Below are 22,274 nucleotides of genomic sequence, written 5' to 3'. Positions count from 1 at the left end.
CTTGTCTTAGAAAAATTAGAGCTGTCAAGTGAAAATCATTAACAAGTTTGCTATTGTAATGCAAAGATTGGTTATGGTATAATTTTTATTGGCAATAATGAGGATATCATCTTGTGATTAAAGAGTGGGGAAACCCACTCTTTACATTTTGATATAGGACTTTTCGGTTTATGGCTGAGGGAAAGTCAATTTAGGAGGTACATTTATCTGTGGTTACACAAGCACACATCAAATCCGTCATTGAGGACATGCTGAAGGATTACATTGAACAAAATGGATTTGAACTCGTGGATATTGAATATGTCAAAGAGGGCAGCAATTGGTTCCTTCGTGTCTACGCTGACAAAGAAGGCGGAATTGATATAGATGATTGCGGCCGTATCAGTGAATACCTAAGTGTTCAATTGGATGAGAAAGATCCGATCTCTGATGCATATTTCTTGGAAGTTTCTTCGCCAGGCGCAGAGCGTCCGCTGAAGAAGACCCAAGATTATTACAAGGCTGTGAACAGTCACGTATTTGTTACGACCTATGAGCAGATCGAGGGCTCCAAGGAGTTTGAAGGATTACTCTTATCCTTTGACGAACAAGATCTCGTTATTGAAATCGGCAAGAAAAAGGTTACGATTCCGTTCACGAAGGTAGCAAGCGCTCGTCTGGCTATCGTATTTTAGTGACCGTTACTTATTGAAAGGGGGGACTCAGTTCAAATGAACACGGATTTCATCGAAGCGCTGTCGGAAATTGAACGTGAGAAGGGTATCTCTAAAGAGTTACTTATCGATGCAATTGAAGCAGCGATGATTTCAAGCTATAAACGTAATTTCAACACCGCGCAAAATGTGCGCGTAGATATCAATCGTCATACTGGCCTCATCAAGGTGTTTGCCCGTAAAACCGTAACTGAGGAAGTACTTGATCCAAGATTGGAAATTTCGGTTCACGCCTCGCGTGAAATCAACCCGAATTATCAACTGGACGATATTGTTGAAATTGAAGTAACACCTCGCGATTTTGGACGTATCGCTGCGCAAACAGCGAAACAAGTCGTGACGCAGCGCATTCGCGAAGCGGAGCGGGGCTTAATTTACAATGCATTTATTGACAAAGAGGAAGATATTGTTACGGGTATTCTCCAACGTCAAGATCAACGCAACATTTACGTCGATTTGGGTAAAGTGGAGGCCGTGCTGCCTTTAACAGAACTCATGCCGACCGATAAGTTCAAACAAGGCGATCGCATTAAAGCGTATATCACCAAAGTGGAGAATACGACAAAGGGACCGCAAATCATTTTATCCAGAACGCACCCGGGATTGCTTAAACGTCTGTTTGAGCTGGAAGTGCCGGAAATTTTTGACGGTGTCGTCGAGATTCGTTCGGTAGCCCGCGAAGCCGGTTTCCGTTCCAAAATCGCGGTTCACTCTCGCAATCCTGAAGTGGATCCGGTAGGTTCCTGCGTTGGGCCAAAAGGCTTGCGCGTTCAGACGATCGTAACGGAGCTGCGCGGCGAGAAGATTGACATCGTTCGCTGGATGGAGAGCGTGGAAGAGTACGTAGCGAATGCGTTAAGTCCTTCCAAAGTGCTTGAGGTGCAAATTCATGAAAATGAAAAAATGGCACGCGTCATCGTTCCTGACTATCAGCTTTCTCTGGCTATCGGCATCAAAGGGCAAAACGCCCGCCTTGCAGCCAAGCTGACAGGCTGGAAAATTGACATCAAGAGTGAAACACAAGCAGAACAAGAATTTGGCCGAGTGAAAACTTATACCGAAGAAATGCATCAAGATTCAGTCAGTATCGACTAAGTTTTTGTTTGGAAACAAGGGGTGATCGGAATGAAGCAGAGAAAAGTCCCTCTGAGAAAATGCGTGGCCTGCCAGGAAATGATGCCGAAGAGGGAGTTGATCCGCGTCGTCAAAACGCCTGAGGATGACATTCTCATTGATCTTAAAGGGAAAAAGTCCGGGCGCGGTGCCTACTTATGTGGTAAAGTTTCTTGTTTTAAATTGGCGAAGAAAAGCAAAGCCTTGGATCGAGCACTTAAGCATGCCGTAGGCGCCGATATTTATGATCAATTGGAGCAAGATTTCATTCGGGTTGAGGATGAGTTCCTCTCTTCGAAAGAGGAGGATTCAGAGGATGAATCCTAAATTTTTGAACCAGTTGGGATTGGCGATGCGGGCGGGAAAGCTTGTTACCGGAGATGAGGGCGTTTTTAAAGCCATTCGTTCGGGAGAGGCTAAACTTGTCATTATGGCGGAGGATGCTTCGGCTAATACACGTAAGAAATTTCAGGACAAATGCCAATTTTACGGGGTAACCCTTATGGAAATTGGATCGAAGTATGAATTGGGCCGCAGCATTGGAAAAGAGATGCGTGTCACCATAGGTGTATTGGACGGAGGCTTCGCGCAGATGCTGCAGAAAAGTCAAGTAAATCCTGCGGAGGTGGAACATATTGACCAATAAACAACAAGATAATAAAGATAAGACACGCGTATATGAATATGCTAAACAGCTTAATATGAGCAGTAAAGAGATTATTACGATTCTTAAACGATTAAATATCCCAGTTAACAATCATATGAGTGTAATGGAAAATGACGCGGTTAGTTCCGTCGAAAAATTTTTCCGTGATATAAAAGCAAATGCGGCTGCCAAACGAGCAGCTACGGACGGAGGAAATGTGAGTTCATCAACGACGAATCAGAATCCTGCAGCGCAGGCTCCAGCACAAGAGAATAAAGGTGCAGCAACGGCAGCTTCCAAGCCGGTTGCTTCTTCAGAACAATCAGCCAACAATACAAGTAACGGTGCAGTAGCACCACAGCAAACACAATCTACGCCTAATAACGCAAGTCGTCCTTCCCAACCTCAGCGCGATAGTCGCCCAAGTGGTCAAGGCTCCAGTCAAGGCGGCGGGCGCCCTAACCATCAAGGCGGTCGCACAGGTTACCAAGGCCAAGGCGGACAGCGTCCTAGCGGTCAAGGTTCCAGCCAAGGCGGACAGCGTTCCGGTTACCAAGGGTCGAACCAAGGCGGGCAGCGCCCAGCCGGTCAAGGCTACCAAGGTCAAGGTTCTTCCCAAGGCGGACAGCGTTCCGGCGACAGACCTCCTTTCCGTTCCAACGACGGACGTCCCGGCGGCTCCACAGGCGGCTATAACAGCCAACGTCCGAGCGGTCAAGGTCAAGGCGGAGCTCCGCGCGGCAACAGCAACTATGCGGGATCCCGTCCTAGTCAAGGTGCGGGCGCTTCGATGGGCGGCGGACAAAGCGCGAATAGCGGCCGTCCGCAAGGTTCGAGTCCGAACCGCAGTTCAGGGCCGAACCGTCAAAACAAGCCGTTTGACAACCGCAACAATAATCAAAGCGGAAGACCTGTGATTCAGGAAGCTAAGCCGCAGTTCCACGTCGGCGCAACAGCAGCTGAATTGGATGATGCAGCAGCGAAGGCAGGCGTGATTACAACCAAGAAATCCAAGCCAACGCCAAAACGTTTTGATGATAACCGCTCCGGCGGAAACCGCGGGCCATCCGGCAACAACCGTGGCAACCAACGCGGTAACAACCGCGGCAGATATCAGCAAGAAACCGTTAAGAAAGAAAAAATTGATAACACACCTAAGAAAATCATCGTTCGCGGCAGCATGACGGTTGGTGAAACAGCTAAATTGCTCCACAAAGATGCTTCTGAAGTGATCAAAAAATTATTGTTCCTAGGAACAATGGCAACGATCAACCAAGAGCTCGATTTGGACGCGATTCAATTGATTGCTTCTGAATTCGGTGTTGAAGTTGAAATTAAGATCAAAGTCGAAGAAGACAATTTCGAAACGATTGAAGAAGTGGATGACGAGGCAGATCTGCTTGAACGTCCGCCTGTCGTTACGATCATGGGTCACGTTGACCATGGTAAAACAACGCTTCTCGATGCGATTCGTAAAACAAGCGTTACCGAAGGCGAAGCTGGCGGTATCACGCAGCACATCGGGGCATATCAAGTCGAAGTTAACCATAAAAAGATCACGTTCTTGGATACTCCGGGTCACGAAGCATTTACAACGATGCGTGCCCGCGGTGCGCAAGTTACGGATATTACGATTATCGTTGTTGCTGCAGATGACGGTGTAATGCCTCAAACTGTAGAAGCGATTAGTCACGCTAAAGCGGCCGGCGTTCCAATTATCGTAGCTGTGAACAAAATTGATAAAGAAGGCGCAAATCCAGACCAAATCAAACAAGCTCTTACTGCTTATGAATTGGTTCCGGAGGAGTGGGGCGGCGATACGATTTTCTGCGAAATTTCCGCGAAACAGCGTATCGGACTTGAAAATCTCTTGGAGATGATCTTGCTCGTGGCGGAAGTTCAAGAGTACAAAGCCAACCCGAACAAACGTGCAAGAGGAACTGTTATCGAAGCCGAGTTGGATAAAGGAAGAGGCCCTGTGGCCCGCGTTCTGATTCAACATGGTACGCTGAAAGTAGGAGACAGCTTCGTTGCGGGCGTTCACTTCGGACGTATCCGTGCGATGGTTAACGATAAAGGCAAACGATTGAAAGAAGCAGGTCCGTCTACGCCAGTCGAGATTACAGGTCTTACCGACGTACCTCAAGCCGGAGATCCATTCTTAGTGTATGAAGATGAGCGTAAAGCAAGAGATATCGCAGATCGTCGTTCCATTGCTCTGCGTCAATCCGAGATGACGGCGAATTCGCGCGTGACGCTGGATGACCTCTTCAAACATATTAAAGACGGCGAAATCAAGGATCTTAATGTCATCATCAAAGGCGACGTTCAAGGCTCCGTTGAAGCATTGAAAAGCTCGCTCGAGAAGATCGAAGTGGAAGGCGTTCGCGTCAAAATTCTGCATAACGGCGTAGGGGCAATTACGGAGTCTGATATTATTCTTGCTTCCGCATCCAACGCGATTATTATCGGTTTCAACGTTCGTCCTGAGCCTGCGGCCAAAACGACGGCAGATCAAGAGAAAGTTGATATTCGTCTGCATAACATTATCTACAACGTCATTGAAGAAATCGAGCAAGCGATGAAAGGCATGCTGGATCCTATCTTCAAAGAAGTTGTTCTCGGTCAAGCGGAAGTACGTAACGTATTCAAAATTACGGGTTCAGGAACAATCGCCGGTTGTATGGTTATTTCGGGCAAGATTGCGCGTAATGCACAAACTCGTTTGATCCGCGGCGGCATTGTTGTCCATGAAGGTAAAATTGATTCCTTGAAACGATTCAAAGACGATCAAAAAGAAGTGGCACAAGGTTACGAATGTGGTATATCTCTGGAGCGTTATCATGATATTAAAGAGGGCGACATTATCGAAGCCTTTATCATGGAGTCCGTTGAGAGGTGATAACAAATGGCTAGAGTGCGTGTAGGTCGAGTTGGCGAGCAAATTAAGAAAGAATTAAGCCAAATCGTACAATCCGAATTGAAAGATCCGCGTATCGGTTTCTTAACCGTTACGGGGGTTGATGTAACGAATGATCTTTCCTTAGCACGCGTGTTTCTTAGCGTCATGGGCACCGACGAACAGAAAGAAGCCACGCTAAAGGCACTTTCTGCCGGTTCGGGATACATCCGTTCCGAGTTAGGCAAACGTATCCGATTGCGTAAAATTCCGGAACTGCAGTTCAAGTTCGATGCGTCTATCGATTACGGCAGTCATATCGAAAACTTGCTTCACAAGCTGAATCAGGAAGGAAATCCAAGCGTATGAGCAGCAGAATGATCCATGCCACCGAATACAGCCAGCAGCTGGAAGCAGCAGCTAAGTTTATCGAGCAGCATGATGATTTCTTGGTGGTATCTCACATCCAGCCGGATGGGGATGCCGCCAGCTCTACATACGCGATGGGGTGGCTTCTGAGCCAGCTAGGCAAAACCTTTACCCTGATCAACGAGGGCGCGATGCCTGCTAAATTCTCTTATTTATGGGGTAGCGACCTCGTGCTTGATTATGGCAAGGATATGCCGAACAGGCAGTTCCAGACTATCATAAGTGTTGATTGTGCTGATTTCTCCAGAATAGGTAGGGTCAGCACTCTTTTTGATGGACAAGCCCAGCTGCTCAATATTGACCATCATCCGACTAACGATAGATTTGGTACGTGTCATTTGATTAAGCATGATGCGGCCGCGACCGTTCAGATTCTGTATGATCTAGCCATGCATATGAATATGAACTTAGATCTGCCATTTGGTGACTGTATTTACACAGGGTTGCTAACAGATACAGGCGGCTTTCGCTATTCGAATACTTCGCCGGAAGTTATGCAGATGGGAGCGAACTTGCTCGATCTGGGTGTCCAAGGCTCCGAGATTGCTGAACAAGTATTAGAGCGAGTGACGTATTCGCAAATCGTTCTCCTGCAAAAGGCGCTGTCTACCCTTTCCTTTGCCCATGAGCGCAAACTTGCGTGGCTTGCAGTTTCTCTAGAGGACTTAGAGTTTACGGGGGCTTCTAATGAGGATTTGGATGGACTCGTCAACTATCCGCGCAATGTGGAAGGCGTCGAGGTAGGCATGCTTTTTAAAGAGAAAGCGCCCGGAATAATTAAAGTAAGTCTTCGCTCTTCAGGTCTTGTCGACGTTGCAGCGATCGCTCAATCCCTTGGCGGTGGCGGTCATGTGCGTGCATCCGGCTGTACAATCCCAGGAACGCTTGAAGAAGCAGTGGCAAGAATGGTTCAGGAAGTAGGGAGCAAGCTGATATGACGTTAGAAGGCATTTTGCCTGTTTGGAAACCGGAAGGCTTCACCTCGCATGATGTGGTAGCCAAAGTCAGAGGTATTCTTGGAATCAAACGAATCGGCCACACGGGTACGCTAGATCCGCAAGTGACGGGGGTTTTGCCGCTTTGCATCGGTCGGGCGACCCGAATGGTCGAATATATTCAGGAGCTTCCTAAGGAGTATGAGGCTAAGCTTACAATCGGACTTTCAACGGACACGGAGGACATGACCGGCAACGTATTGGAGGAAGTTTCCGAGGTTCGGTTGGATGAAGCGCTGGTCCGCGAGGTGCTGCACCGCTTTATCGGAGAGATTGAACAGACGCCGCCTATGTTTTCGGCCGTTAAGGTCGATGGGAAACGGCTCTATGAACTGGCCCGGGAAGGGAAAGAAGTGGAGCGTAAATCCCGCAAAGTGACCATTCATCAGCTGGAGATTCTTCATATGGACTTGCAGCAGAAGCATCCGGAAATTCATTTTCGGGCACTATGCTCCAAAGGCACCTATATTAGAACCTTATGCGTTGATATTGGCAAAGCTTTAGGATATCCTGCGGTTATGAAAAGCTTGATTCGGACTTCCACCGGCAGTATCCGGCAGGAACAGTGTTTGACCTTTGAGCAGATTAAAGAAATGAAGGCACTAGGCGTATTGCAAGACCGGATGATTCCTATGGACCAGGCGATTTCCCATATTCCTTCTGTTGATCTTACCGAGCAAGAAGCTGTATTTGCGCAACAGGGGAAACGGATATCGCTGTCTTCGAGCCGGATAGCGGGTGCAGCGGGTTCGCAAATCTTGCTCCGCGCATATTCTCCCGATCAACGGTTTCTTGGTCTGTTTGAATGGAAAAGCGCCAGCCAAATCCTGATTCCTTCAAAAGTATTCCTTTAACCCATTACATGCAGGGACAGGTTGAAATGGATAGGTGAAACGAACTTATATGCAAATAATACCCATATCATATCCCATTGATTTTGATTCTCCGCAAGTGTTTGTTGGAGAGCAGGTTGTGGCCATTGGTGATTTCGACGGTGTACATTTGGGACACCAAGAGGTCATCGGGCGAGCCTTGCTTACGGCTAAGAAGCTTGGTCTGCCAACGGCCATCATGACCTTCTACCCTCATCCAAGAGCGGTAATGGGGCAGGATAAGTACATGGATCTCTTGACACCAATGAAAGAGAAGATGGATATATTTGCCTCGCTGGGTGTCAGTCATGCCTACATTGTTACGTTCGATGCTTCGCTCATGCGGCTTTCTCCGGAACTGTTCGTGGATCAAGTATTGGATCAGCTTGGCGTCAACAGTGTGATTTGCGGTTTTGATTTTACATTCGGCTATCAAGGCAAAGGGAATCCGGATACGCTTTGTGAACTGAGTCATGGGAAATTTTCTGTGGAAGTGGTGAGACCCTTTCAAATGGACGGCGAAAAAGTAAGCTCCACACTCATTCGTGAATCGTTGCAGTCAGGGAATATTGACACAGTGACCAGACTTCTCGGTCGTCCCTACAGCATTAGCGGCATCGTGGTGGATGGCGAAAAGCGGGGAAGACTGTTAGGGTTCCCAACGGCTAATCTTCAATTGGATGAGGCCTATGTCATCCCGACAAATGGTGTTTATGCGATTAAAGCCTCGGTCAAAGGGGAAACGTATAAAGGTGTCATGAACATCGGCGTGAAGCCGACATTCGCAACCGGAGAGTTGAAACCTTCGTTTGAGGCCCATTTATTCGATTTTTCCGAGCAAATCTATGGCGAGCATATGAAAGTCGAAATTATTGCTTTTCTCCGTCCTGAGCGGAAGTTTTCGTCGATCGATGAGCTGATTGCGCAAATTAAGGTCGATGCAGAAACGGCAAAAAATAAACTATCTTCGCACGAATAGAAACAAGCATTTACTTCTACTGTGCGAGTATGATATACTGGTTAACGTTGCCCAAGGAACATTCCCATTGGCATGAACCTAAGCTTGGATACACGCTATCATCGGCGATTTCTAGGCTTACGGGGATACAATAGAATTTAGGAGATGAACAATCATGGCATTAACACAAGAGCGCAAAACACAACTGATTCAAACTCACAAGGTACACGACACCGATACGGGTTCACCTGAGGTACAAGTAGCAATCCTTACTGAGAACATTGTAAACCTTACGAACCACCTTCGTACGCACAAGAAAGATCACCACTCCCGTCGTGGTTTGCTTAAAATGGTTGGACAACGCCGTAAGCTGCTAGCATACGTGAAGAACAAAGATGTGAGCCGTTACAGTGCTTTGATCGAAAAGCTTGGTTTGCGTCGATAAAACCGACAATGAGAAGCAACCTGTTGCTCCTTTGCTGGGCTTGATAAAGCTTGCGCAGAGAGTGGCAACGAGGTTGCTTTTTCTTGTATTTTTAAAACGGAAAAAGAAGGAAATACTAGACACTACGCAGAAATAGAGGATGACTCCAGCTCAAGGCATTCTTTGGATACATACGGAGTCGGCATGTTGAGGTCACTGACCTTCCTTTTGTGTATGCGTATCACAACACATAACGAATATGAACATTCTTTAGGAGGATATTATGGAGAAAAGGGTACAAATGGAACTTGGCGGCAAACCGTTCATTCTTGAAACGGGCCGACTAGCCAAACAAGCCAATGCGGCAGTAACCGTTCGCTACGGCGACACGGTTGTGCTTAGTACAGTTACGGCATCCAGCGGACCGAAAGATTTGGATTTCTTTCCGTTAACCGTTAACTATGAAGAGAGACTATACTCTGTAGGTAAAATTCCAGGCGGATTTATTAAGCGTGAAGGCCGTCCGAGCGAAAAGGCTATTCTGGCCAGCCGTCTGACGGATCGCCCGATTCGTCCGCTTTTCCCGGAAGGATTCCGCAATGACGTTCAAATCGTTTCCATGGTTATGAGCGTGGATCAAGAGTGTCCGCCGGAAATTGCAGCCATGATCGGGACTTCCGCGGCGCTTGCCATTTCCGACGTTCCTTTCAACGGACCTGTCGGCGGCGTTATTGTCGGTCGTGTTGACGGCCAGTTTGTTGTCAACCCAACGGGAGAGACAGCTGAGAAAAGCGATCTGCACTTAACAGTGGCGGGTACGAAAGACGCCATCATGATGGTTGAAGCAGGCGCAAATGAAGTGTCTGAGGACGTTGTGCTGGAAGCCATTATGTTCGGACATGATGAAATCCGCAAAATTGTCGCTGTCATTGAAGAATTGGTTGAAATCGCCGGCAAGCCGAAAATGGAAGTTAAACTCCATGCGGTAGACGCTGATGTCAGCAAAGCCGTTCGCGAATTCGCACAGGCTAGATTAGTCGATGCCATCAAAATTTCCGAGAAGCATGCTAGACAAGAAGCGATTGATATTGTAAATGCAGAAGCCGTGGAACATTTTACAGCTTTGTATGCTGAGACGCCTGAGTTGTTAGGCGATGTGAAAGAAACGCTTTATGATATCGTTAAAGAAGAAGTCCGCCGCTTGATTACACACGATAAAGTAAGACCGGATGGACGTAAATTAGAGGAAATCCGTGCAATTGACTGCGATATCGATTTGCTGCCGCGTACTCACGGTTCCGGTTTGTTCACACGCGGTCAGACGCAAGCGCTAAGCGTATGTACACTAGGCGCATTAGGCGATGTTCAAATCCTGGATGGCTTGGATCTTACAGAAACGAAACGATTCATGCATCACTACAATTTCCCGCCGTTCTCCGTAGGGGAAGCAAGACCGCTTCGTCCGCCGGGTCGCCGTGAAATCGGACATGGTGCGCTTGGGGAGAGAGCTCTGGAGCCGATCATCCCGAACGAAACCGATTTCCCTTACACGATTCGTCTAGTATCAGAAGTTCTGGAATCCAACGGCTCGACATCCCAAGCAAGTATTTGCGCAAGCACATTAGCGCTTATGGATGCCGGCGTGCCGATCAAAGCACCGGTTGCGGGTATTGCGATGGGGCTGATTAAAGACGGAGACCATTTCTCCATTTTGTCCGATATTCAAGGGATGGAAGATCATCTTGGCGATATGGACTTCAAAGTTGCCGGTACGGCACAAGGTATTACAGCGCTTCAAATGGACATCAAAATCGACGGGATCGACCGCAGCATTTTGCAGCAGTCTTTGCAGCAAGCCAAAGAAGGCCGCATGCACATTCTAAGCAAAATGGTTTCCCGCATTGCTGAGCCTAAGAAAACGTTGTCCGAATACGCACCGAAAATTTTGACGATGAACATTAACCCTGATAAAATCCGTGATGTTATCGGAGCAGGCGGCAAAATCATCAACAAAATCATTGAGGAAACCGGCGTAAAAATCGATATCGAACAAGACGGCCGTGTGTTCATTGCTTCATCCAATCAAGCGATGAACGAGAAAGCGCGTTCCATCATCGAAGGCATTGTGCGTGAAGTGATTGTTGGAGAAACGTACCTCGGCACAGTGAAGCGCGTAGAGAAATTCGGAGCATTCGTTGAGATTTTGCCAGGTAAAGAAGGACTGGTTCATATTTCTCAAATCTCCACTGAACGCGTAGCGAAAGTGGAAGATGTCGTTAACGTCGGCGATCAAATCACGGTGAAAGTGACCGAGATTGACCAACAAGGACGAGTTAATCTGTCCCGCAAAGCAACATTAACTTCGCAAGTCCCGGCTCAAACTTAGAGCCGAGTGACTTGTGAAGTCCCTTTTTCATATTAGCAGCTATGGATAAAGAGTCAGATCTATCTGTCTCTTTTTTGCTTTTTCAGACAATCACGGACATGCCTCGTTCTACTCTTGTCCCTTCCTGCATACACTCAGGACATGAGGATAAGGGGGACCTGTCTATGCACTACAAGAAGTGGCTTCTTCTAGGAAGTTTTTTTGCTATGGTTATGCTTGTCTTAGATTCTATCCCTAATGTAGGTGTTTATATCCAAACCATAAAACAAGGGCAAAGTCCCTATCTAGTGGGGAAGGATTGGGAGGATCAGGAAGCGCTTCCGGTTTTCGCATCCGGGCCTATTGGAAACGATAATTTATTAGAGACGATAACCAAAGAAGCGGAAAAGCGCAAAATTGCTCCTGTCAATGCCAAATTAGATCCTGTTTGGAAAGCCATCCCCGGTTATAACGGACTTGAAGTCGATATCGAGGAAACCCTTAAGCTTGCCGAACACAGATTGACTCCAGGCAAAATTAATTATGTGATGAAAGAAGTGCCCCCTAGCATTCAGTTGGAAGATTTAGGTCCAAACCCGATCTATAAAGGCAACCCCAAAAAGCCGATGGTTTCATTCATGATCAACGTTGCATGGGGGAATGAATATATACCGAGCATTTTAGAGACGCTTCGCAAAGAAAACGTACATGCCACTTTTTTTCTGGATGGGTCATGGCTGAACAAGAACGTCGAAATGGCCAAAAAAATTCAGAGCGAAGGACACGAACTGTCCAATCATGCTTATTCGCATAAAGACATGAGGAATGTTACCCGCAGTAAAGCAGTGGAGGAAATCTCCAAAACTGAGCAGCTTCTGAAACAGCAGTTAGGCGTGAACAACACGCTTTTTGCGCCGCCATCGGGTTATTTCAAGCAAGAAACGGTTCAAGTAGCCGCTGAGTTTAAATTGAAGACAGTCCTATGGACGTTTGATACGATTGATTGGAAAAATCCGGGGGCGGATCGCATACTGCAGCGGCTATCGGCAAATGTGGAGCCAGGATCGCTCATTTTGATGCATCCAACGCCATCATCCCGAGATGCATTGCCCGGAATGATTCGAATCATCAAGAATAAAGGATTAGCCATCGGCACGGTTTCGGAAATGCTTTCATCGAAACGGGTTGCAGAGGCCGGCCAAATGGTCAACTAATGGGCGGTCATGCTGTAAAGTTGAGTCGCCCGCACATTTTTGTTAGACTGAGGAAGTATAATTTGGAAATGGGACTTTACGGGGCTTCATTTTGAGGAGGAAACTTAGTGATCAAATATCGCTTACATAATGGCTTGAGAGTGGTTATGGAACAAATCCCTACTTTTCGATCGGTTACGTTCGGAATTTGGGTGAAAACGGGCTCGCGTAATGAGTCTCAAGAACAAAACGGCATTTCGCATTTTATTGAACATATGCTGTTCAAGGGAACGGAGCGTCACTCAGCCAAAGATATTGCCGAGATCTTTGACGGAATTGGCGGGAATGTCAATGCATTTACCTCCAAAGAGTATACGTGTTACTATGCCAAAGTGCTCGATGAGCATTTGCCGCTGGCGATGGATGTGCTTTCGGATATGTTTTTCAACTCTGCTTTTGATGAAGGGGAGTTGGAGAAAGAAAAGGGAGTCATTTACGAAGAAATTTCCATGTACGAAGATACGCCTGACGATTTGGTCCATGATTTGTTGGCGAAAGCCTCTTATGGCACTCATCCGTTAGGCTATACGATTCTTGGGACCGAAGAGAATTTATCCAAGATGAATTCGGATGATCTTCGCAATTATATGAAGAAGCATTATAATACGGAAAATACAGTGCTGAGCATTGCCGGCAATATTGACGATAGCGTTCGTGAACTGATCGAGAAGCATTTTGGCGGTTTCGCTCAAGCAGGCATTGAAACCAACTACGATGCACCGGATTTCCTGGGAGAACTCATTTTCCATGCGAAAAAAACAGAGCAGAATCATATCTGTCTCTCGCTTCCCGGACTATCGCTTCAAGAGGAGAATCTGTACCCGATGGTGCTGCTGAACAACGCCATAGGCGGCGGCATGAGTTCCAGACTCTTTCAGGAAATCCGTGAGAAGCGCGGCTTAGCCTACTCCGTGTATTCCTATCACTCTTCCCATATCGATAGCGGCCTCTTTACCATTTATACCGGCACTGCCCCGAAACAAACGGAAGAAGTGCTGAAAGTTACGATGGAGCTGCTGCATGATATCGCGGTGAAAGGCATGCTGGAGTCCGAGTTGAAGAAAGGGAAAGAACAGCTGAAGGGCAGTTTGATTCTAAGCCTTGAGAGTACGAGCAGCCGCATGAACCGTTTCGGGAAAAACGAGCTGATGACTGGAAAACATTACAGTTTGGACGAAATGCTTGAGCGCATAGACAGCGTTCAAATGGAACATATTCAAGCGCTAACCAAGACATTATTCTCGACGCCTTTCGCTCTATCGATGGTCGGGAATTCAGATGACGTTATCGGCAGCTTCAGGAGGGATCAGCTTGTCTCTCTCTAAGTTTGATGTCCAAATAAAACGCGTATCCGGGCAAGAGGATATTCTCTTGCCTCAGAAAATGTCCGCGGCAGCAAGCGGGTTTGATCTTCATGCTGCTGTAAGCGAGCCTGTTGTTCTTGCTCCAGGAGAACGTCAACTTATCCCGACCGGTTTTGCCCTGAGCATGCCGCCGGAGCTGGAAGCGCAAATCAGGCCGCGAAGCGGGTTAGCCTTCAAATACGGCATTACAACGCTGAATTCGCCTGGAACGATCGATGCCGATTACAGGGGAGAAGTCAAAGTGCTGTTGATCAACCTCGGGCAGGAAGCATTCACGATCCAGCGAAATGATCGCATTGCGCAAATGGTCTTTCAGCTTGTGCCGCAAATTGAATTAACGGAAGTTGATGAACTCACGGAAACAGAGCGGGGAGCCGGCGGTTTCGGTCATACCGGTCGATAAGAAGAAGATGGAAGAACCTCTGAAAAGGGGTTCTTTTTTGTTTCTTAAAGGAGAGGCACCCATCTTTAGGCGAACGCATATTATAACGTATCGAAACGGACCGAGAAAGGGGTGTAAGCAAACAATGCTTACTGGGATTTCGGTTGCTTTCATGGGTGGAGACGCCCGGCAGCTTGAAGTAATTCAGAAATTTACTGAGCTTGATGCGTCGGTGACATTATTCGGCTTTGACAATCTCGGCAGGCAGTTTAGCGGTGTATCTAACTCCAAGCTGGATCCTGCGCTGCTTCAAGCCATTGATGTCCTTATTTTGCCGGCCGTAGGTACGGATGATTCGGGACAAGTGGAATCTATCTTCTCAAGCGAAGAGTTGAAACTAACGGACGTTCATATTTCTTCGCTCCCGAAGCATGCCAAAGTGTACACAGGAATGGCCAAAAGTTACTTGAAAAAACTTTGCGCCGCACAGGAGATAGAGGTTGTGGAATTATTCGATCGGGACGATGTCGCGATATATAATTCAATTCCGACCGCTGAGGGCGCTCTGATGATGGCGATACAGAACACAGATATTACGATCCACGGTTCTGTATGCATGGTTTTAGGCTTTGGCCGTACGGGTTTCACGATGGCCAAAACACTGCAGGGTTTAGGCGCTACCGTTAAGGTAGGGGTAAGGAAAGCGGAGCATTTTGCAAGGGCGTGGGAGATGGGTTTTCAGCCATTTTATACGAAAGACTTGTATCCGGAAGTGGGGAATATTGACTTGCTTTTTAACACAATTCCGACTATGATAGTCACAGCGCAAGTTATTACCAATATCCCACATCGCGCGCTCATCATCGATTTGGCTTCCAAACCCGGCGGAACGGATTTCCGATTTGCCGAGAAAAGAGGCATCAAAGCGATGCTCGCGCCCGGTTTACCTGGCATCGTCGCCCCCAAAACAGCTGGCCGCATCATGGCGAACACACTCAGTCAGCTGATCGAGGAAGACTTTAAAGACAGGAGCGTTGTGGAATGAATTGGGAAGGAAAAACGGTCGGCTACGCGTTAACTGGTTCTCATTGTACGCTGGAAGAAGTTATGCCTCAGATTAAGAGATTTGTAGATGCGGGTGCCCGTGTCATTCCGATTGTCTCTAATACGGTCATGACAACAGATACACGTTTCGGCAAATCGGCGGATTGGCAGCAGCAAATTAAGGAAATAACAGGCAACAACATCATCTCCACGATTGTAGATGCAGAACCGCTGGGTCCATCCAAGCTGCTTGATGTGATGGTTATTGCGCCTTGCACAGGGAATACGACTAGTAAACTTGCAAATGCAATGACGGAAAGTCCTGTATTAATGGCAGCCAAAGCGCAAATGAGGAACTTGCGTCCTCTTGTTCTTGCTATTTCAACTAATGACGGACTGGGCTTAAATGCGATGAATATTGCGAAGCTTTTGATTACGAAGAACATTTATTTTGTTCCTTTTGGTCAAGATGCGCCTGGAGCTAAGCCAAATTCGTTGGTAGCTCGTATGGACTTGATTATGGAAGCATGTGAATCCGCACTGGAAGGCAAACAGTTACAGCCCATGATTATTGAGAGATTTCAATACTAATATAGATAAATCTTGAAGGGGAGAGACCAGCTCATGTCCAACCAGAAGCTTTTTAACGTTGCCGTCGTCGGTGCTACTGGCGCAGTAGGCGAGCAAATTATCCGACTATTAGAAGAACGGAATTTCCCCATCAAGGAATTGAAATTACTTTCCTCCGCTCGTTCGGCGGGCGCGAAGATTGCATTCAAAGGTGAAGAAGTAACGGTTCAAGAAGCCGGACCCGATAGCTTTGAGGGTGTTGATATTGCTTTGTTTAGCGCTGGCGGCGACGTGTCTAAAGCGTTAGCTCCGCATGCCGTTAAAGCGGGTACGATTTGCATAGATAACACAAGTGCATACCGGATGGACGCGGATACTCCTTTGGTCGTTCCAGAAGTCAATATAGACAAAATCAACGAGCACAAGGGAATCATTGCGAATCCGAACTGCTCTACGATTCAAATGGTTGCTGCCTTGAAGCCTTTATACGACCGCTATGGCATTTCCCGTATCATCGTATCGACGTATCAAGCCGTTTCTGGAGCGGGTTCCAAAGCCATTCAAGAAATGTTAAGACAATCCCAAGAGGTACTTGCCGGAAACGATGCGAATCCGGACATTTTGCCAGTAGGCTCTTTGCCTGTGAAACACCAAATCGCATTTAATGCCATCCCGCAAATCGACAAATTTCTCGATAACGGCTTTACGAACGAAGAAATGAAAATGATTCTTGAAACGAAAAAAATTATGGGCGACGAATCCATTGAAGTGACCGCAACTTGCGTGCGTATCCCAGTTGTTTATGGGCATTCCGAGTCTGTCTACGTGGAATTGAAGGAAGATTTCGACGTAGAAGAAGTGAAGACTTTGCTTGCTGATGCTCCCGGGATCGTATTACTTGACAATCCTGCCGAGCAGCAATATCCGCTAGCGACAGATGCGGCAGGCAAGCTGGAAACCTTCGTTGGTCGCGTTCGCCGCGATTTGAGCAACCCAAAAGCACTGAATATGTGGATTGTTTCTGACAATCTCCTCAAAGGCGCTGCTTGGAATGCTGTGCAAATTGCTGAATATATTGCTATAGAACAGTAATCAGCATACTGCGATCTAGTTGCAGTTAATATGGGGGAAACCTATGCGAATCCTTGTACAGAAATTCGGAGGTACCTCGCTTTCCACCGCACAAGCCAGAGAACACGTTATTGGACATATTCAAGATGCACTAATCGATGATTACAAATTAGTCGTTGTCGTTTCAGCGATGGGACGTAAAGGGGAACCCTACGCGACTGACACGCTCCTGGACCTCGTTCGCCAGAACGGGGAGGGACTGCCGGCGCGGGAACTCGATATGCTGCTTGGCTGCGGGGAACTTATCTCTGCGGTGCATTTGTGCAGCTTATTGCAATCGAGGGGCATCCGTTCTACAGTTTTGACGGGTGGGCAAGCCGGCATTGTTACGAATGACGATCATGGCAACGCCAAGATTGTTGCCATGCAGCCTAACCGTATCTTAGAATTATTGGAACAAGATCTGGTTGTGATTGTTACCGGATTTCAAGGGAAAACAAGCGCCGATGAGTTGACGACACTGGGACGCGGAGGCAGCGATACTTCGGCGACTGCGCTGGGTGCAGCTTTGAAGGCCGATATTGTCGATATTTTCACCGATGTGAATGGGATAATGACAGCGGATCCAAGAATTGTCGAGGACGCTAAACCGCTTGTTCGCGTAAGTTTTGCCGAAATTTGCAATATGGCGCACAATGGAGCGAAAGTCATTCATCCGCGTGCCGTTGAAGTGGCGATGCACGCCAATATTCCGATTCGGGTTCGCTCTACGTTCACGAAGGAACCAGGAACTTTGGTAACGGCATCGGACAGTCTTTCGCATGAATTGAATCAAGTGAAAGACCGCTTTGTTACCGGTATTGCTCATTTCACGAATATTACGCAAATTCATGTTGCTGCCGTCGAGGGGCAGTTTGATTTGCAGCTTCGTGTTTTCAAGACGATGGCGCAAAATCAGATCAGTGTAGATTTTATTAGTGTGAATGCATCGGCCGTCGTTTATACCGTCTTCGATCACGAGGCGGAGCGCGCTGTCAAACTCCTGAGAAGTCACGGCTATGAGCCGCAAGCTTTGAGGGGATGTGCGAAAGTTTCCGTCATCGGCGGAGGCATGAACGGTGTGCCGGGAATTATGGCGCAAATTGTAGAAGCTTTAACTGTAGAGGACATACGGATCTTGCAATCAGCCGATTCGAATACGACAATTTGGGTGCTTGTTCAAGGCGAAGATATGATTAGATCGGTTAAAGCGTTACATCATAAATTTAGTTTAAATAAATGAAGTATGAAACTCAGGAGGTGCAATCGGTGGATTTTGGAAGAGTAATCACAGCCATGGTCACTCCGTTTGACGAGCAATTACAAGTCAATTGGGACCAAGTAGAACCGCTTATCAACTATTTAATCGAAGAACAGCAATCCGATAGCCTCGTAATTTGCGGAACCACCGGTGAGGCACCAACATTAACAGACGATGAAAAGCTGAAGCTTATCGAACTTTCCGTTCGCTATGCCCGTGGCCGCTGCAAAATTATTGCCGGCACTGGAAGCAACGATACGGCACATGCCATTCGTTTTTCACAAAAGGTTGAGAACCTCGGAGTAGATGCTTTGCTCATCGTTGCTCCTTACTATAACCGCCCGTCGCAAGAAGGGCTGTACGAGCATTTTAAAGCGGTGGCTGAATCCGTTAAGGTAGCTGTCATGCTTTACAATGTACCGGGACGTACAGGTGTCAATCTGGACGCCGAAACAACAATTCGTCTTTCCCGCATTCCGAATATCGTGGCAACCAAGGATTGTGCGAACACGGATCAACTGACCCGTATTCTTAATGATGCAGCCCCTGGATTCCTTGTATACAGCGGAGATGACAGCTCTGCGCTGCCAGCTCTATCCGTTGGCTGTCATGGAATTATTAGCGTTGCGAGCCACGTGATTGGAAAAGAAATGCAATCTATGGTAAAGTATTATTTAGAAGGTAACATTCAGCAAGCGGCAGAACTTCATCGCAAGCTGCACCCTGTATTTACTGGCATTTTCCGTGTACCGAGTCCTGCTCCCATTAAGCATGCTCTTGCACTGAAAGGCGTTCAAACAGGGGGCGTAAGACTTCCGTTAGTTCGCGTATCCGAGCAAGAAGGACAATTCATCCAATCACTTTTTGAATGATAACGCCTAATGAATCGGTGCTCCGGCATCGGTTTTCTTTTTTTGGGGAAGCTATTGTAATCGGTATTAACTTGTATTTGTAGTTTTTTTTCATGTATAATGGTTGCAAGTGACTAGTTCGGTTTTTCATTTAAAATTCGTCGTCCAATCTTAGAAGGAGGTATATTCTTGTCCAAAAAAAATATTGATAAACTTTTGATCTTCGCTCTTGGCGGCGTGGGCGAAATCGGAAAAAATATGTATTGCGTTCAGTATGCGAACGATATCATCGTCATTGATAGTGGTTTGAAATTTCCTGAGCAGGACATGCTCGGAATTGATATTGTCATCCCAGATATCGGATACTTAACGGAGAATCGGGATAAAGTACGCGGCATTATCATTACTCACGGCCATGAAGATCACATCGGCGGCTTGCCTTATGTACTTAAGCACCTTAATGTTCCTTTGTATGCAACTAAGCTAACAATGGGACTCATTGAGGCGAAGCTGAAGGAAGCGAATTTGCTCGGTACGACAAACCGGATCCTGATTAACGCGGATTCCGTACTTTCTCTGGGCACGATTACAGCATCATTCTTCAAAACCAACCACAGTATCCCTGATTCTGTCGGTGTCGCACTGGATACGCCGGAAGGCGTCGTTGTTCATACAGGCGATTTCAAATTTGATCAAACGCCTGTCAATGATCAATATGCAGATTTGCACCGTATGGCAGAGATCGGGAAGAAAGGCGTTCTAGCCTTGCTTTCTGACAGTACCAACGCAGAACGTCCTGGTTACACAGGCTCGGAACGCAGTGTGGGCATTGAGATTGAAGAAGTATTCCGTAAAGCGAAGCAGAGAGTCGTCATTGCAACTTTCGCATCTAACATTCACCGTGTACAACAGGTGTTTGATGCAGCGGCAGCAACGAATCGTAAAGTTACCGTCATCGGTCGAAGCATGGTGAACGTGGTATCGATTGCAAGCGAATTAGGTTACTTGAACATTCCGGATGGCATGTTGATTGAGCCAGAAGAAGTGAACAAGCTTGCTGCTGATCGGGTAGTCATTCTATCCACCGGAAGCCAAGGCGAGCCTATGTCAGCGCTGACAAGAATGGCGCGTTCCACTCACCGTAAAGTTGACATTTTACCTGGTGATACGGTCATTATTGCAGCTACGCCGATTCCGGGGAATGAACGTGACGTAGGTCGTACGGTTGATGAACTATTCCGTATCGGAGCTAACGTGATTTACGGTCCGGGTTCTGTAACCGGAGTTCACGTATCAGGTCACGGCAGTCAAGAAGAATTGAAGCTTATGCTCAATTTAATGAAGCCGAAATATTTTATCCCTATTCACGGTGAATATCGCATGCTGCGTCAACACGGTCTCCTTGCAGAGTCTGTGGGTATGGCGAAAGAAGATATTTTTATGTGCGATATCGGTGACACGGTAGAAATTCAAAATGGTGTTGCTCGCAAAGGATCTAAGGTTCAAAGCGGCAACATTCTGATTGATGGACTGGGCGTCGGAGATGTAGGCAACATTGTGTTGCGTGACCGTAAGCTGCTGTCTCAGGACGGTATTCTTGTTGTCGTCGTTACGCTCAGCAAACAAGATGGCAAAATTTTATCCGGACCGGATATCATTTCCCGCGGATTCGTTTATGTACGTGAATCAGAGGGCCTCTTGGAAGAAGCCAATCGCATCGTTACGAATACATTAACGAAATTAATGAATGAAAATGTAAATGAATGGGCATCTTTAAAAACTAACGTCAAAGATGTTCTCGGACGCTTTTTATATGAACAAACCAGAAGAAGACCAATGATCCTTCCAATTATTATGGAAGTCTAGGCTCGAACAGTCACTTGAACCTATGCAAATAGCAAAGCTCTCTCCATTACTGGAGGGAGCTTTTTTCAGTTGCTTCTTAATAGGCAACAATGCATGAAAGCAACCAAGTTTATTCATACTAGGGGAGATTATGATCTGAACATGCACAGTTTGTGAGTCAAATTTGAAGGGGGAATTATTGTGGCATCATCAACAGAGCCGAAACAGCAGGAACCGGGAATCGAAGAAGGTAAGAAAAATCCAGTCCTCGAAAATATTCAGCAGCTAGGTCAGACCAATACCATTTCGGGTGAATCGAATATTTTTTGCCTCACGATTATCGGTCAAGTGGAAGGTCATATCGTACTCCCTCCTCAGAATAAAACAACAAAGTATGAGCACTTGATTCCTCAATTGGTGGCTGCTGAGCAGAATCCCAAAATTGAAGGCGTCATGATCATTTTAAATACGGTGGGTGGCGATGTTGAGGCCGGCTTAGCCATCGCCGAGATGGTGTCGACGCTTTCGAAGCCGTCGATTGCTTTAGTACTTGGCGGAGGTCACAGTATCGGTGTCCCCATTGCGGTGTCAGCGGACTATTCCATCATTGCCGAAACGGCGACCATGACGATTCATCCTATTCGATTAAATGGCTTAATTATCGGCGTTCCGCAAACGTTTGAATATCTGGATAAAATGCAGGAGCGGGTCGTGCGATTCGTTACCAAGCATTCCAATGTGACCGAAGAGAAATTTAAAGAGCTAATGTTCAAAACCGGGGAACTGACCAGAGATATCGGGACAACGGTTATCGGGGAAGACGCTGTGAAATACGGTTTGATCGACCGGGTCGGCGGGATCGGCGATGCGATTCGGGAGCTGAATAAGCGCATAGAAGCGAAGAAGGCGGCAATGGGCGGTGGAATGGTCCAATGATCCACTATTCCGCGGTGCCGATGGACGTAATTTTTGAAGGTGCAGAAACTTATGAGCCGAAATTTATTGACATTGATCAATGGGGGGTAAAGATGCAAATCGAGCCTATTAGCGGTTTTCAAGCCCGCATTGTCAGGCTGTACAGCTGCAATCCGCAGGATTATTTAAAAGAGCAATATGCCCCCGGCACGATCATTTCATACAGTCCTGTCGCGGAGACTTCACTTACTTAAAGCGCTGTTCC

At 47.0% G+C, this 22,274-nt stretch carries 22 protein-coding genes; all 22 read left to right on the top strand.

The features are described 5' to 3' along the window. Window positions 1–209: 209 nt before the first annotated feature. The 22 genes from rimP to AC3WRW_RS03240 all read left to right on the top strand — a co-directional run bounded on the left by rimP (window position 210) and on the right by AC3WRW_RS03240 (window position 22,263). Window positions 210–674 (top strand): ribosome maturation factor RimP, encoded by a 465-nt coding sequence (gene rimP / locus AC3WRW_RS03345; RefSeq protein WP_492544955.1) that lies wholly within the window; start codon window positions 210–212, stop codon window positions 672–674. 36 nt (window positions 675–710) lie between these two features. Continuing rightward, window positions 711–1,808 carry a transcription termination factor NusA gene (gene nusA, locus AC3WRW_RS03340; protein WP_167056260.1) on the top strand — a complete coding sequence of 366 codons (1,098 nt, stop codon included), beginning with the start codon at window positions 711–713 and terminating at the stop codon, window positions 1,806–1,808. Between the two features lie 30 nt (window positions 1,809–1,838). Next, window positions 1,839–2,153 (top strand): RNase P modulator RnpM, encoded by a 315-nt coding sequence (rnpM, locus tag AC3WRW_RS03335; RefSeq protein WP_492544954.1) that lies wholly within the window; start codon window positions 1,839–1,841, stop codon window positions 2,151–2,153. Further along, the gene (locus AC3WRW_RS03330) at window positions 2,143–2,472 is read left to right on the top strand and encodes a L7Ae/L30e/S12e/Gadd45 family ribosomal protein (protein ID WP_492544953.1); all 330 of its coding nucleotides are present in this window, start codon (window positions 2,143–2,145) and stop codon (window positions 2,470–2,472) included. Before rnpM ends, AC3WRW_RS03330 begins: the two co-directional genes overlap by 11 nt. Beyond that, entirely contained in the window at window positions 2,462–5,374 is a 2,913-nt protein-coding gene (gene infB / locus AC3WRW_RS03325; protein ID WP_492544952.1) for a translation initiation factor IF-2, read from the top strand. Before AC3WRW_RS03330 ends, infB begins: the two co-directional genes overlap by 11 nt. Window positions 5,375–5,380: 6 nt before the next feature. Continuing rightward, a complete protein-coding gene (gene rbfA, locus AC3WRW_RS03320; protein ID WP_492544951.1) occupies window positions 5,381–5,740 on the top strand; it encodes a 30S ribosome-binding factor RbfA in 360 nt (119 codons plus the stop codon). Beyond that, window positions 5,737–6,738, top strand: a complete 1,002-nt coding sequence (locus tag AC3WRW_RS03315; RefSeq protein WP_492544950.1) for a DHH family phosphoesterase — start codon at window positions 5,737–5,739, stop codon at window positions 6,736–6,738. Before rbfA ends, AC3WRW_RS03315 begins: the two co-directional genes overlap by 4 nt. Then, window positions 6,735–7,649, top strand: coding sequence for a tRNA pseudouridine(55) synthase TruB (truB, locus tag AC3WRW_RS03310; RefSeq protein ID WP_492544949.1), 915 nt, complete (start codon window positions 6,735–6,737; stop codon window positions 7,647–7,649). Before AC3WRW_RS03315 ends, truB begins: the two co-directional genes overlap by 4 nt. A 49-nt stretch (window positions 7,650–7,698) precedes the next feature. Further along, a complete protein-coding gene (locus AC3WRW_RS03305) occupies window positions 7,699–8,646 on the top strand; it encodes a bifunctional riboflavin kinase/FAD synthetase (RefSeq protein WP_492544948.1) in 948 nt (315 codons plus the stop codon). A gap of 154 nt (window positions 8,647–8,800) precedes the next feature. Next, a complete protein-coding gene (rpsO, locus tag AC3WRW_RS03300) occupies window positions 8,801–9,070 on the top strand; it encodes a 30S ribosomal protein S15 (RefSeq protein ID WP_029195252.1) in 270 nt (89 codons plus the stop codon). Between the two features lie 262 nt (window positions 9,071–9,332). Beyond that, window positions 9,333–11,435 (top strand): polyribonucleotide nucleotidyltransferase, encoded by a 2,103-nt coding sequence (gene pnp, locus AC3WRW_RS03295; protein WP_492544947.1) that lies wholly within the window; start codon window positions 9,333–9,335, stop codon window positions 11,433–11,435. Between the two features lie 164 nt (window positions 11,436–11,599). Continuing rightward, complete coding sequence (locus tag AC3WRW_RS03290; RefSeq protein WP_492544946.1) at window positions 11,600–12,628, top strand: polysaccharide deacetylase family protein; 1,029 nt, start codon at window positions 11,600–11,602, stop codon at window positions 12,626–12,628. A gap of 107 nt (window positions 12,629–12,735) precedes the next feature. After that, on the top strand, window positions 12,736–13,992 hold the full coding sequence (locus AC3WRW_RS03285; RefSeq protein WP_492544945.1) for a M16 family metallopeptidase: 1,257 nt from the start codon (window positions 12,736–12,738) through the stop codon (window positions 13,990–13,992). Further along, entirely contained in the window at window positions 13,979–14,434 is a 456-nt protein-coding gene (dut, locus tag AC3WRW_RS03280) for a dUTP diphosphatase (protein ID WP_492544943.1), read from the top strand. Before AC3WRW_RS03285 ends, dut begins: the two co-directional genes overlap by 14 nt. Before the next feature lie 124 nt (window positions 14,435–14,558). Further along, complete coding sequence (dpsA, locus tag AC3WRW_RS03275; RefSeq protein ID WP_492544941.1) at window positions 14,559–15,458, top strand: dipicolinate synthase subunit DpsA; 900 nt, start codon at window positions 14,559–14,561, stop codon at window positions 15,456–15,458. Next, window positions 15,455–16,048, top strand: a complete 594-nt coding sequence (locus AC3WRW_RS03270) for a dipicolinate synthase subunit B (RefSeq protein ID WP_171685947.1) — start codon at window positions 15,455–15,457, stop codon at window positions 16,046–16,048. Before dpsA ends, AC3WRW_RS03270 begins: the two co-directional genes overlap by 4 nt. 33 nt (window positions 16,049–16,081) lie before the next feature. Then, the gene (locus AC3WRW_RS03265) at window positions 16,082–17,119 is read left to right on the top strand and encodes an aspartate-semialdehyde dehydrogenase (RefSeq protein WP_492544939.1); all 1,038 of its coding nucleotides are present in this window, start codon (window positions 16,082–16,084) and stop codon (window positions 17,117–17,119) included. A 43-nt stretch (window positions 17,120–17,162) separates the two neighbouring features. Next, complete coding sequence (dapG, locus tag AC3WRW_RS03260; RefSeq protein WP_492544937.1) at window positions 17,163–18,380, top strand: aspartate kinase; 1,218 nt, start codon at window positions 17,163–17,165, stop codon at window positions 18,378–18,380. A 26-nt stretch (window positions 18,381–18,406) separates the two neighbouring features. Continuing rightward, complete coding sequence (gene dapA / locus AC3WRW_RS03255; protein WP_171685944.1) at window positions 18,407–19,270, top strand: 4-hydroxy-tetrahydrodipicolinate synthase; 864 nt, start codon at window positions 18,407–18,409, stop codon at window positions 19,268–19,270. 168 nt (window positions 19,271–19,438) lie between these two features. Then, window positions 19,439–21,115: a ribonuclease J gene (locus AC3WRW_RS03250; RefSeq protein WP_492544935.1), complete on the top strand. Its 1,677-nt coding sequence runs from the start codon at window positions 19,439–19,441 to the stop codon at window positions 21,113–21,115. A 180-nt stretch (window positions 21,116–21,295) separates the two neighbouring features. Next, on the top strand, window positions 21,296–22,030 hold the full coding sequence (locus tag AC3WRW_RS03245; RefSeq protein ID WP_492544933.1) for a ClpP family protease: 735 nt from the start codon (window positions 21,296–21,298) through the stop codon (window positions 22,028–22,030). Beyond that, on the top strand, window positions 22,027–22,263 hold the full coding sequence (locus AC3WRW_RS03240; RefSeq protein WP_171685941.1) for a YlzJ-like family protein: 237 nt from the start codon (window positions 22,027–22,029) through the stop codon (window positions 22,261–22,263). Before AC3WRW_RS03245 ends, AC3WRW_RS03240 begins: the two co-directional genes overlap by 4 nt. Window positions 22,264–22,274 lie beyond the last annotated feature (11 nt).

This window comes from Paenibacillus sp. FW126-R14, from assembly GCF_058789495.1.
Note: the sequence above shows the minus strand (reverse complement) of the source record. Positions and strands in the feature narration are given on the sequence as shown.

Bases quoted from the DNA above. Each gene is read 5' to 3' on its own strand.
- nusA (WP_167056260.1), top strand. From the start codon at position 711: ATGAACACGGATTTCATCGAAGCGCTGTCGGAAATTGAACGTGAGAAG.
- rnpM (WP_492544954.1), top strand. From the start codon at position 1,839: ATGAAGCAGAGAAAAGTCCCTCTGAGAAAATGCGTGGCCTGCCAGGAA.
- AC3WRW_RS03330 (WP_492544953.1), top strand. From the start codon at position 2,143: ATGAATCCTAAATTTTTGAACCAGTTGGGATTGGCGATGCGGGCGGGA.
- rbfA (WP_492544951.1), top strand. From the start codon at position 5,381: ATGGCTAGAGTGCGTGTAGGTCGAGTTGGCGAGCAAATTAAGAAAGAA.
- AC3WRW_RS03315 (WP_492544950.1), top strand. From the start codon at position 5,737: ATGAGCAGCAGAATGATCCATGCCACCGAATACAGCCAGCAGCTGGAA.
- truB (WP_492544949.1), top strand. From the start codon at position 6,735: ATGACGTTAGAAGGCATTTTGCCTGTTTGGAAACCGGAAGGCTTCACC.
- AC3WRW_RS03305 (WP_492544948.1), top strand. From the start codon at position 7,699: ATGCAAATAATACCCATATCATATCCCATTGATTTTGATTCTCCGCAA.
- rpsO (WP_029195252.1), top strand. From the start codon at position 8,801: ATGGCATTAACACAAGAGCGCAAAACACAACTGATTCAAACTCACAAG.
- pnp (WP_492544947.1), top strand. From the start codon at position 9,333: ATGGAGAAAAGGGTACAAATGGAACTTGGCGGCAAACCGTTCATTCTT.
- AC3WRW_RS03290 (WP_492544946.1), top strand. From the start codon at position 11,600: ATGCACTACAAGAAGTGGCTTCTTCTAGGAAGTTTTTTTGCTATGGTT.
- dpsA (WP_492544941.1), top strand. From the start codon at position 14,559: ATGCTTACTGGGATTTCGGTTGCTTTCATGGGTGGAGACGCCCGGCAG.
- AC3WRW_RS03270 (WP_171685947.1), top strand. From the start codon at position 15,455: ATGAATTGGGAAGGAAAAACGGTCGGCTACGCGTTAACTGGTTCTCAT.
- AC3WRW_RS03265 (WP_492544939.1), top strand. From the start codon at position 16,082: ATGTCCAACCAGAAGCTTTTTAACGTTGCCGTCGTCGGTGCTACTGGC.
- dapG (WP_492544937.1), top strand. From the start codon at position 17,163: ATGCGAATCCTTGTACAGAAATTCGGAGGTACCTCGCTTTCCACCGCA.
- AC3WRW_RS03240 (WP_171685941.1), top strand. From the start codon at position 22,027: ATGATCCACTATTCCGCGGTGCCGATGGACGTAATTTTTGAAGGTGCA.